14 protein-coding genes and 1 pseudogene are annotated in these 16,093 nt (G+C 69.5%); 3 read left to right on the forward strand and 12 right to left on the reverse strand.

What is annotated here, in order from left to right:
- Window positions 1-547: 547 nt before the first annotated feature.
- From pheA to ACFYXH_RS15455, 7 genes are all read right to left on the reverse strand, one after another.
- On the reverse strand, window positions 548-1,483 hold the full coding sequence (pheA, locus tag ACFYXH_RS15425) for a prephenate dehydratase (RefSeq protein ID WP_385304213.1): 936 nt from the start codon (window positions 1,481-1,483) through the stop codon (window positions 548-550).
- A gap of 43 nt (window positions 1,484-1,526) precedes the next feature.
- Window positions 1,527-2,777: an iron uptake transporter deferrochelatase/peroxidase subunit gene (efeB, locus tag ACFYXH_RS15430; RefSeq protein ID WP_389562779.1), complete on the reverse strand. Its 1,251-nt coding sequence runs from the start codon at window positions 2,775-2,777 to the stop codon at window positions 1,527-1,529.
- Between the two features lie 7 nt (window positions 2,778-2,784).
- Window positions 2,785-4,755 (reverse strand): copper resistance protein CopC, encoded by a 1,971-nt coding sequence (locus ACFYXH_RS15435; RefSeq protein ID WP_389562781.1) that lies wholly within the window; start codon window positions 4,753-4,755, stop codon window positions 2,785-2,787.
- Between the two features lie 22 nt (window positions 4,756-4,777).
- A complete protein-coding gene (locus tag ACFYXH_RS15440; RefSeq protein WP_389562783.1) occupies window positions 4,778-5,227 on the reverse strand; it encodes a copper chaperone PCu(A)C in 450 nt (149 codons plus the stop codon).
- Window positions 5,224-5,871, reverse strand: coding sequence for an SCO family protein (locus ACFYXH_RS15445; protein WP_389562785.1), 648 nt, complete (start codon window positions 5,869-5,871; stop codon window positions 5,224-5,226). Before ACFYXH_RS15445 ends, ACFYXH_RS15440 begins: the two co-directional genes overlap by 4 nt.
- Before the next feature lie 44 nt (window positions 5,872-5,915).
- Window positions 5,916-6,653, reverse strand: coding sequence for a YcnI family protein (locus ACFYXH_RS15450; RefSeq protein WP_389562787.1), 738 nt, complete (start codon window positions 6,651-6,653; stop codon window positions 5,916-5,918).
- 93 nt (window positions 6,654-6,746) lie between these two features.
- Window positions 6,747-7,535: a hypothetical protein gene (locus tag ACFYXH_RS15455; RefSeq protein WP_389562788.1), complete on the reverse strand. Its 789-nt coding sequence runs from the start codon at window positions 7,533-7,535 to the stop codon at window positions 6,747-6,749.
- A gap of 192 nt (window positions 7,536-7,727) precedes the next feature.
- Between ACFYXH_RS15455 and ACFYXH_RS15460 the strand changes: the two genes are divergently transcribed.
- On the forward strand, window positions 7,728-8,189 hold the full coding sequence (locus tag ACFYXH_RS15460; protein ID WP_389562790.1) for an ATP-binding protein: 462 nt from the start codon (window positions 7,728-7,730) through the stop codon (window positions 8,187-8,189).
- A 32-nt stretch (window positions 8,190-8,221) separates the two neighbouring features.
- On the opposite strand, the gene ACFYXH_RS15465 is transcribed toward ACFYXH_RS15460, so the two are convergent.
- Window positions 8,222-9,706: an aminopeptidase P family protein gene (locus ACFYXH_RS15465; protein WP_389562792.1), complete on the reverse strand. Its 1,485-nt coding sequence runs from the start codon at window positions 9,704-9,706 to the stop codon at window positions 8,222-8,224.
- Window positions 9,707-9,795: 89 nt separating this feature from the next.
- Window positions 9,796-11,346 (reverse strand): PP2C family protein-serine/threonine phosphatase, encoded by a 1,551-nt coding sequence (locus ACFYXH_RS15470; protein WP_389562794.1) that lies wholly within the window; start codon window positions 11,344-11,346, stop codon window positions 9,796-9,798.
- Between the two features lie 455 nt (window positions 11,347-11,801).
- Between ACFYXH_RS15470 and ACFYXH_RS15475 the strand changes: the two genes are divergently transcribed.
- The gene (locus tag ACFYXH_RS15475; protein ID WP_389562795.1) at window positions 11,802-12,485 is read left to right on the forward strand and encodes a bifunctional DNA primase/polymerase; all 684 of its coding nucleotides are present in this window, start codon (window positions 11,802-11,804) and stop codon (window positions 12,483-12,485) included.
- Between the two features lie 319 nt (window positions 12,486-12,804).
- A pseudogene (locus tag ACFYXH_RS15480) lies at window positions 12,805-13,154 on the forward strand (hypothetical protein); the annotation flags it as partial.
- A gap of 195 nt (window positions 13,155-13,349) precedes the next feature.
- Here ACFYXH_RS15480 and ACFYXH_RS15485 read toward each other — a convergent pair.
- From ACFYXH_RS15485 to ACFYXH_RS15495, 3 genes are all read right to left on the reverse strand, one after another.
- Window positions 13,350-14,318 (reverse strand): DUF5926 family protein, encoded by a 969-nt coding sequence (locus ACFYXH_RS15485; RefSeq protein WP_389562797.1) that lies wholly within the window; start codon window positions 14,316-14,318, stop codon window positions 13,350-13,352.
- Window positions 14,319-14,420: 102 nt separating this feature from the next.
- Complete coding sequence (locus ACFYXH_RS15490; protein ID WP_389562799.1) at window positions 14,421-15,020, reverse strand: ATP-binding protein; 600 nt, start codon at window positions 15,018-15,020, stop codon at window positions 14,421-14,423.
- 53 nt (window positions 15,021-15,073) lie between these two features.
- On the reverse strand, window positions 15,074-15,883 hold the full coding sequence (locus ACFYXH_RS15495) for a glycerophosphodiester phosphodiesterase (protein ID WP_389562801.1): 810 nt from the start codon (window positions 15,881-15,883) through the stop codon (window positions 15,074-15,076).
- Window positions 15,884-16,093 lie beyond the last annotated feature (210 nt).

Consider the following 16,093-nt stretch of genomic DNA (forward strand, 5'->3'; position numbering starts at 1 on the left):
ACTCGCGCCACCTCACTCGATATAGCCTTGCGTGTCACTTTGCCCGAATTGCCGGAATTTAGAAAGGTGTGGGTAAATCGCCGGCGTAAGCGTCAATAAACGGGATGCTATTCGCCGAAATGGGGCACCCGGTGAGCGCCCGCATTGACCTGCTCCCCTTGCCCTGTCCGGGATTTGGACATCCCTTGTCCACAGGGATGCGAGCCTTCGTAAAGTTATCCACAGCCTGTGTGGGGGATCTGTGGACTACGGAAGAGATCGTTCCGAAAGTCCCGCGCGGGTCGAAGGATTCCTCACCCGAACCCACCCCACACACTCATTCGGGTGGGAATTCCTCGCCCCAAAGGGTTGATCAATGGAATTGAGGTGACGCGGGGCAACCTGCCGTTCTGTGGAGGGAAGTGGGGTGAGTGAGCCGATATGTCGACCATGTCGCCCTCCGATGTCGACTTGTCCCCAGGTCGAGAAGCATGCCTGTGGATAACTTCTGTGGACAACGAAAATGTGCAGGTAGGACCGGCTGCTCCGATCCCTCAGCACCGACCGCTCAGGCCCGGCCGTCCTGGCAGCGCGCCAGCCAGTCCGACGCGGCCGTGAACTCGGCGTCCGACGTCCCCGCGCGCAGCGCCCGTACGTCCTCCACCGCAACACCCGCCCGCGGATACGAACCGAGGAACCGCACCTTCGGGCAGATCCGCTTCAGCCCCATCAGCGCCTCGCCCACCCGCCGGTCCGAGATATGGCCCTCGGCATCCACGGCAAAGCAGTAGTTCCCGATGCCCGCTCCGGTCGGCCGGGACTGGATCAGCATCAGGTTGACCCCGCGCACCGCGAATTCCTGGAGCAGTTCCAGCAGCGCACCCGGGTGGTCGTCGCCCAGCCAGATGACCACCGAGGTCTTGTCCGCGCCGGTCGGCGCCGCGGGCCTGGCGGGCCGGCCCACCAGCACGAAACGCGTCTCCGCGTTCTCCGCGTCATGGATCTCGCTGACCAGCGGCTCGAGTCCGTACGTCGCGGCCGCGAACTCGCCCGCGAAGGCCGCGTCGTACCGCCCCTCCTGCACCAGCCGCGCCCCGTCCGCGTTCGACGCGGCCGACTCCCACAGCGCGTCCGGCAGATTCGCCCGCAGCCAGTTGCGCACCTGCGGCTGGGCGACCGGATGGCCGGTCACCGTCTTCACCTCGGAGAGCTTGGTGCCCGGCCGCACGAGCAGCGCGAAGGCGATCGGCAGCAGCACCTCGCGGTAGATCATCAGCGGCTGTCCGGAGGCCAGCTCGTCGAGGGTCGCGGTGACGCCGCCCTCCACGGAGTTCTCGATCGGTACGAGGGCGGCCGCGGCATCCCCGTTCCGTACGGCATCCAGCGCCGCGGGCACGGACAGCATCGGGACGAGCTCGCGGGTGGCTGCTTCCGGAAGCGTGCGCAGGGCGGCTTCGGTGAAGGTGCCCTCGGGACCGAGATACGTGAAGCGCGTGGCCGACATACCGTCACCCTAATGGGCCCGGGATCCGAAGGGCCCGCGATCCTTACGACTCCAGAAGCCGCTGGCCCACGTACTCGCCGGTCCGTGCCCCGCCAGGCACCGCGAACAGCCCGCTCGCCTCGTGCCGGATGAACGCCGACAGCGCGTCGCCCCGGTCGAGCTTGCGCTGCACCGGTACGAAGCCGCGCAGCGGATCGGCCTGCCAGCAGACGAAGAGCAGCCCCGCGTCCGGCGTTCCGTCCGCGCCGATCCCGTCGTGGAAGGAGAACGGCCGACGCAGCATGGCCGCACCGCCGTTCTGCTCCGGAGCCGAGATCCGGGCGTGGGCGTTGTCCGGAATGACCAGCTTCCCGTCGGGCCCCGTCTTGTCCAGCGCGAGCTCGGTGGTCTCGGTTCCACCGGTCAGCGGGGCGCCGTCGGACTTGCGCCGGCCGATGACCAGCTCCTGCTTCTTCAGCGAGAGCCGCTCCCAGTCGTCGAGCAGCATCCGGATGCGTCGTACAACGGCGTACGAGCCTCCTGCCAGCCAGTCGTACTTCGTCCCCGACGTCTCGGACGGCACGAAGATCCGCTTGTCGAAGTCGGCCTCGGACGGTTTCGGATTGGCCGTTCCGTCGAGCTGGCCCATCAGATTGCGTGCGGTCATCGGCTTTCCGGTGGCGCCCGGCGAGCGGTTGAAGCCGTTCATCTGCCAGCGCACCCGGGCCGCGTCCCCGGCCGCCTTCTGGATCGCGCGCAGTGCGTGGAAGGCGACCAGCGCGTCGTCCGCGCCGATCTGCACCCACAGATCGCCGTTGGACCGCTTGGCGTCCAGTTGGTCGGAGGAGAAGGCGGGCAGCGGATCCAGCTCCGGCGGCCGCTGTGCCACCAGCGCCGTACGGTCGAAGAAGGTGCGGCCGAAGCCGAACGTGACGGTCAGCGAAGAGGGCCCGGCGTCCAGCGCGACGCCTGTGTCGCCGTCGCCGGCCGCCCTGCCCGCCATCAGTTCGCTCGCGAGCGCGGACCAGCGGCGCATCAGCGCGGCCGCCTCCTTGCGGCCCGCGCCCGGCGCCAGGTCGAAGGCGATCAGATGGCCGCACGCCTGCAGGGGCGTGGTGATGCCCGCCTGGTGTTCGCCGTGGAAGGCGATGCCGGTCGCGCCGACGGTGGTCAGCGCGGGCGGGGCTTCGCCTGCCGCACTGGCGTACGCGGCGGCGCCGCCCGCAGCGCCCAGCGCAAGACCGGTGGCGCCGGCGCCCACGGTGCCGAGCAGCCGCCGCCTGGAGATGTCGTTGTCGCGCACAGGGTCACTCACGGGTACGTCAGCCGATCTTGATGTTCTTGTCGATGGTCGTCTGGTCGATGTCGGAGGTCCGTACGGTCACCTGGACCTGCCAGTCGCCGGGCATCGGGATCTGGACCGCGGCCGCGCTCCAGTGCCCGGCAGTGATGCGGTCGGGGGTGATCGGCAGCGGACCGATCTGCTTGGCCTTGAGCGTGAAGGCGACCTTCACCTCGGGCACGTCCAGCGGCTTTCCGTCCGGCCGGTCGACCCAGACGTGCATCTCGTTGGCGCCCGAGGTGGCCGGATCGAAGGTGAGCCGTACCGTGCCCTTGCCGCTCCGGCCGCCGGTGTCGAAGGGCATCTTGATCTCGGTCGGCCCCTGGGGCACGGTGGCGGCCGCCTGAGTGCTGCCGGCCTTGGCCGCCTCTTCCTCCGTACGGCCCGGTTCGGTGCTCGTCAGCACGGTCGTCACGGCCAGCAGGATCACCGCGATGCCTGCCTCGGCCAGCACGGAACGGCGCAGTCCGGAGCGCTCGGGATCGGCGTCCCGGTTCCGCTTCTTCTCCGCCGTCGCCACCGCGGCCTGCTGGCGGGCAAGTTGAGCCGCCCGCTCCGGGTCGGCGGAGACCTCCGAGACCTCCGAGACGTGCGAGAGCCCCGAGACCTGCGAGTCCTCCGCTTCCTTGGCGTCGGCGTTCTCGGGGACGGTCACCGGCTCCGGCTCGGCCTCGTCGGTCCGAGCTTCGGCCGTCGGCGCCTCACTGAGCTGCGCCGTCCACCGCCGCGAGATCCACGCCACGGCGACCATGACAACAACCAGCGCCACCTTGGCCAGCAGCAGCTGTCCGTACGTCGTCCCGGTCAGCGCCGACCACGAGCCGACCTGCCGCCAGGACTGGTAGATCCCGGTCGCGGCGAGCACCATGACGCTGCCGAACGCGACCTTCGAGAAGCTCCGTACCGCCGCGCGCTCGATCGACGGCGCCCGGTAGAGCGCGGTCAGCAGCGCCGCGAGCCCGCCGAGCCAGGTCGCCACGGCCAGCAGATGCAGTACGTCCACGGGCATCGCGAGCCCCGGCTGGATACCGGTCGATGCATGCTCCGACAGCGCCCAGGTCCCGGCGATCCCGGCCGCGACGACCGTGCCGCCGACGGCAAGACCGAAGGTCAGATCCTTCTTTTCGGTCTCGTCCTCCCGCTTCGCATACGCCCCGAAGAGCACGGCGATGAACAGTGCGGCGGCCCCGAGCAGCATCAGCCGGGAGCTGAGCGCGGCCCCGGTCTTGGTCTGAAGGACGTCCCGCAGCCCGCCGAGGTCGAAGGTGTCCGCCAGTTTTCCGGAGCCGGTGTAGGGGTTGCGCAGCAGGAGCAGCGCAAGGGTGGCCGCGGTGAGCGTCACCCATCCCTGGACGACCAGGCGCTGCAGCGGCCTTACGGAAGCACCGCGCCGCCAGCAGAGGAGGACGAAGGCCGCGCCGCCGGTGAGCAGTACGAAACCGGCGTACGAGGCGTAGCGCGCGATGTCGTAGAGGACCCCGACCACACCTCCGCCGGCCTTCTGGTCGGGTACGGCGGCGGTGGTCTTGGAGGGCGCTCCGATGGAGAAGGTGAAGGCTCCGGAGACCGGATGGCTGTCGGCGGAGACGGCTTTCCAGGCCACGGTGTACGTGCCGTTGGGCAGTCCGGGCAGCAGATCGACGCCGTACATGACCTTGCCGCCGGTGCCGAGGTCGCGGACCTTGGCCTTGTCCGCGCGTTTGCCGCTGGGTTCGAGGACCCGGATCGAGTCGTCGCCCATGGCGACCTGCTCGGAGAAGGTGAGCGTGACGTTGCCCGGGGCGGTGGCGACCACCGCCCCGTCCTTCGGGTTGCTCCCGGTCAGTGCGGCATGGGCCGACGCGGGGTTCGCGCCGGCCAGGAGTGCGCCGATGAGCGTGCCGAGGAGCACGGTCGCGGCGAGCAGCAGCCGGACCGGTGAAGGGCCGAAGCGCGGGGCGGTGGCTGTCATGGCGTGATCAGTCCCTCGGTGCTCAGTGCTTCTTCGGGCTGTAGGTGGGTTCCTTCACGGGAAGTTCGACCTTGATCGGGCCGGACTTCTCGAAGCGCAGCTCCAAGGTGACCTTCTCGCCCTGCTTCGGCTTCTGCTTGAGGTTCGTGAACATGATGTGGTTTCCACCGCGTTCGAGATTGAGTTCGCCGTCCGCCGGTACGTCGAAGGTTTTCACCTCCTGCATCCTCTGGTCCTTGGACTCGTGGATCGTGATGTCGTCGGAGAGGTCGCTGGTGACGGAGGTGAGCTTGTCGGCCGTGCCCCCGCTGTTGTGTACCGTCAGAAACCCGGCTGCCATGTCGTCGCCGACGGGCTGTGGCATGAAGGCACCATTGACCTTCAACTCGGGCTCGCCGTCGGACGAGCAGCCCGCCAGCGCCAGCCCCGCGCTCAGGGCGATGACGCCGGCGAGGGTCGAACGGCGGCTCACGGGTTCTCCCCACGGATGATCTTCGGCAGGTCCTTGGCGTAGTCGTCCGCCGTGGTGTCCTGGCTGTACAGGACGTAGCCCGCGTCGGTCTTCGGGGAGAACGCGATGACCTGCGCGCCATGCATGGAGACGACCGTGCCGTCCTTCTCCTTCTTCGGCGGGTCGATGCCGATGCCGATCTGGCGCGCGCCCGCCTGGATGGTCGGGAAGTCGCCGGTGAGACCGGTGAAGGACGGATCGCCTGCGCTCGGCAGCCACTTGGCGAGCTCGGCCGCGGTGTCCCGCTCCGGGTCGGTGGTGACAAAGACGACCTGGAGCTTGTCCTGGTCGGCCTTGGGGAGCTTCTTCCTGGCGATGGCGATATTGCTCATCGTCAGGGGGCAGACGTCGGGGCAGTGCGTGTAGCCGAAGTAGATCAGCGTCGGCTTGCCCTTGGTCTGCTCGCGCAGGTCGTACTTCTTGCCGTGGGTGTCCGTCAGGACGAGGTTCGGCTTGGTGTAGGGCTGGTCGAGCAGGGTCGCGGGCCGGTTCGCCTTGGCGGAGACATCGGCGACGGGGCTCTTGGCGGAGTCGCCCCCGCAGGCGGACAGCGTGAGCCCGGCGGCCACGACGAGCGTGGCCGCGAGCACAGTCTTCTTACGCATGGAGAAATATCCCAAAGGTGATGTACGAAGCGTCGGGCGGCGCATCAGGACGTGCGGCGGCGTCCGGCCAGGACGCCGAAGGCAACACCCGCGACACCGACGAGAATGCCGACGATGCCCAGGATGCGGGCCGTGGTGTCACTGCTGCTGTCCGACGCCTCCTCGGACTTCGTGTCCTCGTCATGACCGGCGTTCTTGCCGTCCTTCGCGGACGCGCCCTTCGCGCCGCCGCCGTGCTCGTCCCCGGTGGCGGCCGACAGCTTCAGGACGGGCGCGGGCGACTCGGGCTCCGCGGCGCCCTCCTTCGCCTCCTCGATCCAGCGCACGACTTCCTTGTTGTCGTACGTCTGGAGGGCCTTGAACACCAACTGGTCGGCGTCCTCGGGAAGCTTGCCGAGAGAGAGCGGGAACTGCTGGAACTGGCCGGGCCCGATCTTGGAGCCGTCCGCCGTCCAGGTGACCTTGGAGACCGCCTCGGTGATCTGCTTGCCGTGCACCTGGAGCGGCTTGGCCAGCTTGGACTTGGTGACCTCGACCTTCCAGCCGGGCACAGGCTGCGGCATCACGGACGACAGCGGGTGCTCGGTGGGGATGTTGACCTCGAGCTTGACGGTCGAGGCGTTGTCGCGCTCGTTGGGGACCTTGAAGTTGACCGTCGCGTAGCCGCCCTTGGCGGCCTCGCCCTGCGGCTGCACGCTGACGTGCGCGAAGGCGGTGCCGGAAAGCAGCAGTACGGAGGAGGCGGCGACGCCGGTCGCGAGCGCGATACGGGAAACGTTCATGGCAGAAGACACTCCGGATCAGGAGAGGCGAGTGAGTGACGGCGCATACGGGTGCGCGGGCACCGCGACACCACTCCCGTCGAGTGGGCCGCGTCAGGCTGCGAGAGCGAGGCGGGCGGGAGGCCCGCGCCTGATCACCGTGTGCTGAAGCGCCTCACCGGCCGGTGGCGGAGGCGGACCGGAGGACGGCCGGGGAGCGCGCGGATCCACCGCGGGCGCCCCCTGGAGCCCGGCACGCAGCGCCCGTACGAGAACGAGCGCGGCACGCAGCGAACGCAGCCACGCCGCCTGAGCCACCTCATGCGCCGAGTCGGCAGAGAGCCTGATCAGTCGGAGCAGCGCCAGATCCCCGCGCCGCAGCAGCCAGCCGGTGGCGAGCGCGGCCAGCAGATGCCCCAGGATCATGGGGAGGGTCGGCAGCAGCTCGGGCGATGCGGCGGCGGTCTGCGCCATATGGACGTGGGTGCTGTGCCCCGCCGGAGCGATGCCCGCGTTGGTGACGATCCGCTGCGCGTCGGTGTGGCTCAGGGACGAGGCGCCCGCGCCGCACGCCAGCTTCGCGGCCATCCTGATCAGCGCGTCGTCGGCCGTCGGCGTCAGCCGCAGCTGCTGCTGCTGCCCGAGGCCGAGCAGAGTGTGCAGAGCGAGCTGTCCGACGGTCAGCGCGACGGCGATGGACGGCAGTGAGCGCGCCCGTCCGGCGAACGGCGCGACCAGTGCGAACACCGCGAGGAAGCCGAACGCCAGCGTCCACCAGGGGACGGCCGCACAAGCGGCCAGCGCATGTCCCGTCGCGGACAGCACAACACAGACCGCGGTGAACACCGCGGCCCTCAGCAGCCGTAGACCGGCTCCGGCGCGTGCAACGGGGATGGACGACATGGCCGGGCCATCATCGCACTGCGGTGGGACGGCCCATACGGCAGGTCCGGAAGATCCCCTTTTCCGACATACACCGGCGCGCTCGGGGGGCGCATCCGCCGAATGAGCGGAATCACGTCAACTGTGTGCTTACGGACCGTGTCTTGCGGCAATACGTATCGGTATGTCGAGGCGCAGCCAGGAGGCTGGAGCATGAGCATCTGGTGGTCTCTCCACTTGAGGCGCGAAGCTGCGAGCGTTCCGCTCGCCCGTCGGCTGCTGCTCGGCACGATGGAGACCGCGGGGGTTGATCCTGATATTTCGTACGATCTCTCGGTCGCGCTGAGCGAAGCCTGCGCGAATGCCGTCGAGCACGGCGGTGACCGGGGGTCCGGCGAAGCCTCGGCTGCCTACCGGGTGACCGCATATCTGGACGGCGAGACGTGCCGTATCGAAGTGGCCGATTCGGGGCCGGGCTTTCCGATGCGGCACGGCGGGCAGTGCGCGTACACCATGACGCCTGCCTCGCCGACCGCGGAGAGCGGCCGCGGGCTCTGTCTGATCGAGCAGCTCGCCGACCATGTCCACTTTCGCAACCGGCCGGGCCGGGGCGCGGTGGTCAGCTTCGACAAGATCCTGAAGTGGCGGGAGGACGCGCTGCTCAAGGTGTCCTGAGCCGCGCGCCCTCCGCCGTATCCGTCGCTCGGTCAGCCCTTGAGCGAGGCCATCCAGGCCTCGACCTCGTCGGCCTGTCGCGGCAGCGCCGCCGACAGGTTCCGGTTGCCGTCCTCGGTGACCAGGATGTCGTCCTCGATCCGGACGCCGATGCCGCGGTACTCCTCCGGCACCGTCAGATCGTCCGCCTGGAAGTAGAGACCGGGCTCCACCGTGAGGCACATGCCGGGCTCCAGCGTCCCGTCGACGTATGCCTCGGTGCGCGCGGCGGCGCAGTCGTGGACGTCCATGCCGAGCATGTGGCCGGTGCCGTGCAGCGTCCAGCGGCGCTGCAGACCCAGTTCGAGGACACGCTCCACCGGGCCCTCGACCAGACCCCACTCGACGAGCTTCTCAGCGAGCACACGCTGCGAGGCGTCGTGGAAGTCGCGGTACTTGGCGCCGGGCTTCACCGCCGCGATGCCCGCCTCTTGAGACTCGTACACCGCGTCGTAGATCTTGCGCTGCAGCTCGTTGAAGCGGCCGTTGATCGGCAGGGTGCGCGTGATGTCGGCGGTGTAGAGGGTGTGGGTCTCCACGCCGGCGTCCAGCAGCAGCAGCTCGCCGGAGCGGACCGGGCCGTCGTTGCGCACCCAGTGCAGGGTGGTGGCGTGCGGGCCCGCCGCGCAGATCGACCCGTAACCGATGTCGTTGCCCTCGACGCGGGCGCGCAGGAAGAAGGTGCCCTCGATGTAGCGCTCGCTGGTCGCCTCGGCCTTGTCCAGGACCTTGACGACGTCCTCGAATCCGCGCGCGGTGGAGTCGCACGCCTTCTGCAGCTCGCCGATCTCGAACTCGTCCTTCACGGCACGCGCCTCGGAGAGATAGACGCGCAGCTCCTCGTCGCGCTCCGCGGTGACCTTGTCGGTCAGCGCCGCCTCGATGCCGGCGTCGTGCCCGCGTACGGCGCGGACCGCGCCGGTCGCCTGGCGCAGCTGCTCGGGCAGCTCGCGCACATCCTTGGCGGGGATGCCCAGCAGCTGCTCGGCCTCGCTGAGGGAGTGGCGGCGGCCGACCCAGAGCTCGCCCTGGCCGGACAGCCAGAACTCGCCGTTCTCGCGGTTGGAGCGGGGCAGCAGATAGATGGTCGCCCGGTGCCCGCCGGCGGTCGGCTCGAGCACCAGGACGCCGTCCTCGGACTGGTCGCCGGTGAGGTAGGCGTACTCCGTGGAGGCGCGGAAGGCGTACTCGGTGTCATTGGAGCGGGTCTTCAGATTGCCCGCGGGGATCACCAGGCGCTCGCCGGGGAAGCGCGCCGAGAGCGCGGCACGGCGGGCGGCGGTGTGCGAGGCCTGCGCGATGGGCTCCAGATCGCGCAGCTCGGTATCGGCCCAGCCGGTCGTCATGTTCTCCGCGAGCTCGTCGGACACGCCCGGGTACAGGCCGTTCTTGCGCTGCTTGATCGGCTGCTCTTCTTCTTCCGGGCCCGCTGCGTCAGCAGCAAGATCGGATTCCGCCGGGGTGAGCTCCTCGGCCACGTCTGCCTCCTCGATACGACACTGGACCGCCTTCCATCGTATGTGCGACGGGAAGACGGCCCTGCGCCCTGTGGAAAACGTGTGGGAAATCAGTCAAAACGGGCGGCGAGCAGTACCACGTCCTCACCGGTCTCGGCCTCGTTGAGCCCCTTGGGCAGCACGGTGCGCAGCACGTGATCGGCGATCGCCGCCGGATCGTCGCGGGCGGCCTTCGGCACGCTCACGGCCGCTGCGTGCAGCCGCGCGAAGGCCCGGTCCATGGGATCTCCGGTATGCCGCAGCAGCCCGTCCGTATACAGCAGCACCGTTTCTCCAGGCTCGGGCGCGAGCTCCACGCTCGGCGCCTCCCAGCAGGCGAGCATTCCCAGCGGCGCCGACAGGGATGTCTCGACGAACTCGGTGCGCCGCTCGCCGACCATCAGCGGCGGGGTGTGCCCGGCCCCGGCCAGCACGATCTTTCCCCGGGCCGGTTCGGCGTAGGCGAAGAGTGCGGTGGCGGTGCGCGCGGGTTCGGTCAGCCGCAGCAGCAGCTCCAGATCGGAGAGCACGGCGACGGGATCCTCGCCCTCCATCACGGCGTACGCCCGCAGGGAGGCGCGCAGCCGTCCCATCGCCGCCAGCGCGCTCGGCCCCGAGCCGCTGACCGATCCGACGGCGAGCCCCAGCGCGCCCTCGGGCAGCGGCAGCGCGTCGTACCAGTCGCCGCCGCCGTGCGGTCCTGCGCGGTGCCGGGCGGCGAGCTGGACGCCGGGCACCCGGGGCAGTCGGCTGGGCAGCAGTTCTTCGGCAACGGTCGCCACTGTGGCGCGGGCGTGCTCCAGCTCGAGGAGACGGTCCAGATGCTCGGTGGCGTACCGCATGTAGAGGCCGACGAGATGGCACTGGCGCTCCACCGGGGCGGCCGGCTCGTCGTACATCCAGACGGCCGCGCCGAGTGTCCCGGCCGCCCGGGAGGCGAGCGGCACGGTGTAGCTGGCGGCATACCCGAGGCGGACGGCGACCTCGCGGTATCGGGGGTCGAGCGTCTCGTCGCCGAGGAGGTCGGCGTTGGCGACGGCCTCCGGCGGCCCGGTGGGCCCTGGTTGCCCGTCCGGGAGTCTGCCGTCCAGGATCCGGCCGTATGCGGTGGCGCCGCGCGGCACTGTCTCGATATGGCCGAGCTCGGCATGGGTGAGCCCGAGGCCCTTGGTGAGGGCGGGGCCGCTGTCCGACTCGAAGCATTCGGCCCGTGAGGTGGCGTGCGACGGTTCGAGGACGATCATGCCGCGGGGGGCGCCGACCAGGGCGGCCCCGGCGCGCAGCACTTCATGGAGGGCGTCGTCGAGCGAACCGGTCCTGGCCAGGCGCTCGGTCAGTTCGTGGAGCGTGGTCAGATCGGAGACCCAGCCGGCCAGCCGGTCCTGAATCACCGCTCCGGGAGGGGCCGGTGCCGCCGGGACCGCGGGCAGCGGCGGGGCAGTGTGCGTGGGTGCGGGAACCGCTGAATCGATTCCAGCCACTTTCGGCAGGTGAGGGGCGCTCATGGCAGCCGGCTTTCCGACTGGTGCGTTTCGCTCAATAGCATCGCAAACCCCCATGTCATTCTGCGCCGCTATCAATGCATCCACATGTACACGCACAAGTAAGGGGATGTCCAGCATTGCACCAGTGGGATTGGTGGTGTCTACGAGACCGTTAACTTGGCTGAAAAATGCACCCGATGGCGGTCTACTGGGGTCGACTGAGGTCGTTCGGCAGAGCGTCATTCCAAGCGTGATGGGTACGTAAACGGTGATGGCCAGGGGCAGTTGGGACCGCCCCGGAACCTGGCGGCGGGACCGGGCGTCCTAAAGCCCGTAGGCCGCGCCCCATCCCCGAGTGGCGGGGAAAAGTTACAGCGGGACTACAAGCGCCAGGCGCGCGCCACCCCTCGCCACGCGTTTAATGGACTACAGCCCACGTTCGGCCCCCGGCGGCGATCCTGCCGCAGGCAAAGCGGGGGGGTTGCCCATGCCACCGGCAAGGGGCGGTGATGCGCCGGATTATACGCACAGTGAAGAGCTGCACACATGGTGTGATGTGGACCTCGGCGTTCAACGGAAAGGAACGAGCGCTCATGCGCGAGATCCTCGGAAGGCGACGCAGGCTCCGGTTCCGGCGCAAAAGGGGGCCTGTACAGCTTGAAGCGGCGCTCACCTGCGCCGCCGAGTGGCAATGGCCCGTACTCCCTGGTGTGGGACTGAAAGCGGCCGGTATTCGCGGTGACCGCGGGCGCGGCTGCGCCTGCCCCGACTCCGAGTGCGTCGTACCCGGCGCGCATCCCTTCGACCCCGCAATCCTGGCCGCGACGACCGACGAGCGGATGGTGCGCTGGTGGTGGACCAACCGGCCCACCGCCCCGATCGTGCTGGCCACGGGCGGCCTTGCGCCGTGCGCGGTGAGCCTGCCGGCCGTCGCCGGGGCGCTCGCGCTCTCGGCGCTCGACCGGATGGGCATGCGGCTGGGACCAGTTGTCGCGACGCCGACCCGCTGGTCGCTGCTGGTGGCTCCGTACACCCTTGAACAGCTCGGCGAACTGCTCTTCGTCAAGGACTGTGTGCCCAGTTCGCTGCGCTTCCACGGCGAGGGCGGCTATCTGGTGCTGCCGCCCTCGGAGACGGGAACGGGGCAGGTGCGCTGGGAGCGCGCTCCGCTGCCGGGATCCGCGGCTCCCTGGCTGCCGGATGTGGAGGCGGTGGTGGACGCGCTGGTCGAGGCGAGCACCAGCGCACCGGACGGCGGTAGTCGGCTCGCCTACTGAGCTCGATCGAGGGCTCGAGTGCTCACGGTCCAGCTCTGTCACTCGTACGGGTAAGCGCTGGACCGAGTTGTACCGGAATTGGGCGCGCGGCTACCCGGGCGCCCGCATTCCGTCGATATTTTCGGCCCAGCGTGAGGAATTCCCGCGCAATCGGCGCGGTGATCCCATGAATCTCCGCACGATCGAGCCTGCCGCCGCCGTGGTGTTCACCGCGCTGCCTGCCGCCCGTCCCGTACGCGAACGGGGCTGAAAACAGCCCAGGAGCCGGCGCTGGTGCCCACCGACCAGGTCTCTGGTGTGACCGGGGCCACTGCCGCAGACGGCCGCGCGATGTGGGCCGGAACTCGCCTCTCCGGACGGGGGCGAGGCGCAGACCTGCGTGCCGGCCGAGGGGCGCGGCACCTGAGCACGTACCTACTACCGCAATGCGACGGGCCAGGAATTGGGTTCCGTACTCACTCCGATGGGCCCCGGCCGGCGCACTCGGCAGAGCAACTGGGCGGTCTGGGCGGATGACGCCCGGACGTCTGCGAGACGCCTCGTGAGCCCTCTTACGACCCTGTCGAGGGCTATTCGGTGGTGGCGGAGTTCGCAACTGCGGACGGTGCGGGAGAAGAGCACTTGCTGCTGTGGTCCGGGAGTAACTCCGGCGCTCCTGCGAGTCGTTGACGGAACGAACCGTTCCGCAGAAATGGAAGCGCCCGGTCGCTGGCGACGGGGGATGCACCAGCGACCGGGCTTCTAGAACGGTAACAAGAGATCGGCAGTTCGCAAATTCGATCTCGGGTATTCGGACAGGGATTTACCGGCCCGTAGGGCGAGTTGTGACTGGAGTCACCTATCGGTCGACAGAAACCGTCACTCTCAGCTCAGGGTGACTTGGCGGTTGGTGAGCCCGCCGCGCGACCGGCGCTCCTCCGCGGTCAGCGGAGCGTCGGTCTCCAGAGCCTTCGTGAGCCGCTCCGCGAACTCCGCCGCGGGCTTCTCGCACTCCTCGGCCCCCATCCCGCTCGGCAGGTCCCAGACCGGGACCATCAGCCCGTGTGCGCGGAAGGAGCCGACCAGTCGAGTGCCATCGCCGAGTGAGGACGTACCGGCGGCGTGCAGCCGGGCGAGCGCGTCGAGGAGCTGCTCCTCGGGGTGCGGCATGACCCAGCGGAGGTGGTTCTTCTCCGGGGTCTCGCACCAGTACGCGGCGTCCACGCTGGAGAGCTTCACGGTCGGGATCGCCGCGGCGTTGGCGCGCTCCAGGGATGCGGCCACATCGGGGGACGCGCTCTCCGCCGAGCCCGGGATCCAGAACTCGAAGCCGGAGTGGACGGTCGGCTCGAAGGCGGCGCTCTCGTCGAGGAGATCCTGCAGACGCGGTCCTTCGGCGGGCACGCGCTGCGCGGCGACCGGGGTGCCGGGATCGGCGGCCAGCGCCCGCTGCAGGGTGTCGGCGAGATGGCGGCTGAGGTCGCCGGACGAGGTGTCGTTCTGCAGGCCGAGCAGTACGGAGCCGTCGTCGCGGCGCAGTGCCGGCCACGCCATCGGCAGTACGGTCGCGAGGGTCACCGACGGCACGCCCTCGGGCAGTCCGCCCTTGAGGGTCAGCGCGACGGTCGCGGCGGGCACCAGCTCCCGCAGGGCCACCCAGTCGCACTCGCCGACCAGATCGCCGAAGGGGCGCTGGACCAGCTCGGTCACGGCGTGCGCGGCGGCCCGCCCGTGACAGGCCTTGTAGCGGCGGCCCGATCCGCATGGGCAGGGCTCACGGGCCCCGACGGCCGGAACCTCGCCGTTGATCACCTGGGGCCTGGCGGCCTTGGTCTGGGGGCGCTTCTTGGCCATGGTGTGGCTCTCTCCCGACTGCGGTGGTGCTTGTCTCGGGCGCGAGCCTAGCCGTCCGTCGCCTTCCCGGGGGTGCAGCGCCCCACAGCGGTTGGTCCCGGTTCAGTCGAGATCGTCGTACGACCCCCCGAAGTCGAAGCTGGGGCCTGCGACGCGCGTAGCGAAATCCTCGCGCCGATGACCCTCGGTGACAATCACCCACACGGTGACCTCACCGGTCGCGCTGTCGCGGACACCCCAGTCCTGGGCCAGCGCGCTGATGATGTTGAGCCCACGGCCGCCGCGGGCGGTGACCGAAGGCGTGGCCGGAACCGGTCGGGTCGGACCGCCTCCGTCCGTCACTTCGACCGTCAGCCGGCCTGCTCTGTCCATGCGCCAGGCGGCGCGGACATCGCCGTCGCCCACCTCCGCGTGCCCCAGCGGCCGGCCATGCCGGCAGGCATTGCTGAGCAGTTCGGAAAGGATCAGTACTGCATCGTCGAGGACCGTCTCCGACACCCCGCTGCGGCTCAACTGCTCACGCATTCGGTGTCGCGCCTCACCCACGCCCGCAGGACCATGGGGTACGGCCATGCTCGACGACGTGGGCACCTCCTGTGCCACCACCAACGCCACCCCCGAGACCTCCTTTGCCCCACGCCACGGTGTGAATGCCCCAATGGACTGGACCGGAAACCGGCCATGGCGGGGCCAGTGACGCACTCGTAACGATCGAATACGGACCGAACGCGCCGGTGCACTCCCTGTAATCGGGGTTACATACGACCCAACTGGGTCAGTACCTGTTTGGGGCGATTGGTGATGATTGCCTCCACGCCGAGGCGGGCGCAGAGTTCGACGTCCTCCGGCTCGTTGACCGTCCAGACGTGGACGCGGTGGCCCGCCCGGTGCAGCCGGGCGATATAGCCGGGATGGCTGCGGACGATCCGGATGCCAGGCCCCGCGATGCGCGCGCCGGCGGGCAGCCGTCCGTCGCGCAGCCTCGGGGACACGAACTGCATCAGATAGACGGTGGGGATGTTCGGCGCGGCCGCCGCGACCCGGTGCAGGGAGCGGGCCGAGAAGCTCATGATCCGTACGGGCGAGTCGCCGGCCGTCGCGGGGTCCGCCAGGCCGAACCGCCCGAGCAGCTGGAGCAGCCGCTCCTCCACCTGGCCCGCCCAGCGGGTCGGGTGTTTGGTCTCGATGGCCAGCTCGATACCGCGGCCGGAATCGGCCACCAGCTCGAGCAGTCGCTCGAGGGTGAGTACGGAGGTGAGCGAGGGGTCTCCCCAGTCTGGACTCTCCGTGGCGTCCTCGTGGCCCTTCCATGTTCCGAAGTCGAGGGCGGCCAGATCCGCGAGCTCCAGGGCGGAGACGGCGCCGCGGCCGTTGGAGGTGCGGTTGACGCGGCGGTCGTGGACGCAGACGAGGTGGCCGTCGGCGGTGAGGCGTACATCGCACTCGAGGGCGTCGGCGCCGTCCTCGATCGCCTTCTTGTACGCGGCCAGGGTGTGCTCGGGGGCGTCTTCGGAGGCGCCTCGGTGGGCGACGACCTGGATGTTGTGCTGTCGTGCTTGGGTCACCGCGTCATGGTGTCACCGTGGCGGGGTAGGCGCGTGTGCGGGGAGCCGGTGACAAGCCAGTGGCGAGCGTCCGGTGGGCCGACGCCGTCGGCGGCCGACGAGTGCGTCAGGTGAGCCTGAAGATGCGTCCCTTTTGTCGGACGTAAAGGATTGCGGGCATACGCACAGGTCCTGCTTACAGTGGCCTGACGCGCTCTGGGAAAAGCTGAC

Source organism: Streptomyces sp. NPDC002730 (assembly GCF_042888805.1).
Taxonomy (GTDB): domain Bacteria; phylum Actinomycetota; class Actinomycetes; order Streptomycetales; family Streptomycetaceae; genus Streptomyces.

Coding starts and splice junctions, on each gene's coding strand:
- ACFYXH_RS15450 (WP_389562787.1), bottom strand. CDS start 6,653: ATGAACGTTTCCCGTATCGCGCTCGCGACCGGCGTCGCCGCCTCCTCC.
- ACFYXH_RS15485 (WP_389562797.1), bottom strand. CDS start 14,318: ATGGCCAAGAAGCGCCCCCAGACCAAGGCCGCCAGGCCCCAGGTGATC.
- ACFYXH_RS15470 (WP_389562794.1), bottom strand. CDS start 11,346: ATGCTGGACATCCCCTTACTTGTGCGTGTACATGTGGATGCATTGATA.
- ACFYXH_RS15475 (WP_389562795.1), top strand. CDS start 11,802: ATGCGCGAGATCCTCGGAAGGCGACGCAGGCTCCGGTTCCGGCGCAAA.
- pheA (WP_385304213.1), bottom strand. CDS start 1,483: ATGTCGGCCACGCGCTTCACGTATCTCGGTCCCGAGGGCACCTTCACC.
- ACFYXH_RS15460 (WP_389562790.1), top strand. CDS start 7,728: ATGAGCATCTGGTGGTCTCTCCACTTGAGGCGCGAAGCTGCGAGCGTT.
- ACFYXH_RS15445 (WP_389562785.1), bottom strand. CDS start 5,871: ATGCGTAAGAAGACTGTGCTCGCGGCCACGCTCGTCGTGGCCGCCGGG.
- ACFYXH_RS15455 (WP_389562788.1), bottom strand. CDS start 7,535: ATGTCGTCCATCCCCGTTGCACGCGCCGGAGCCGGTCTACGGCTGCTG.
- ACFYXH_RS15435 (WP_389562781.1), bottom strand. CDS start 4,755: ATGACAGCCACCGCCCCGCGCTTCGGCCCTTCACCGGTCCGGCTGCTG.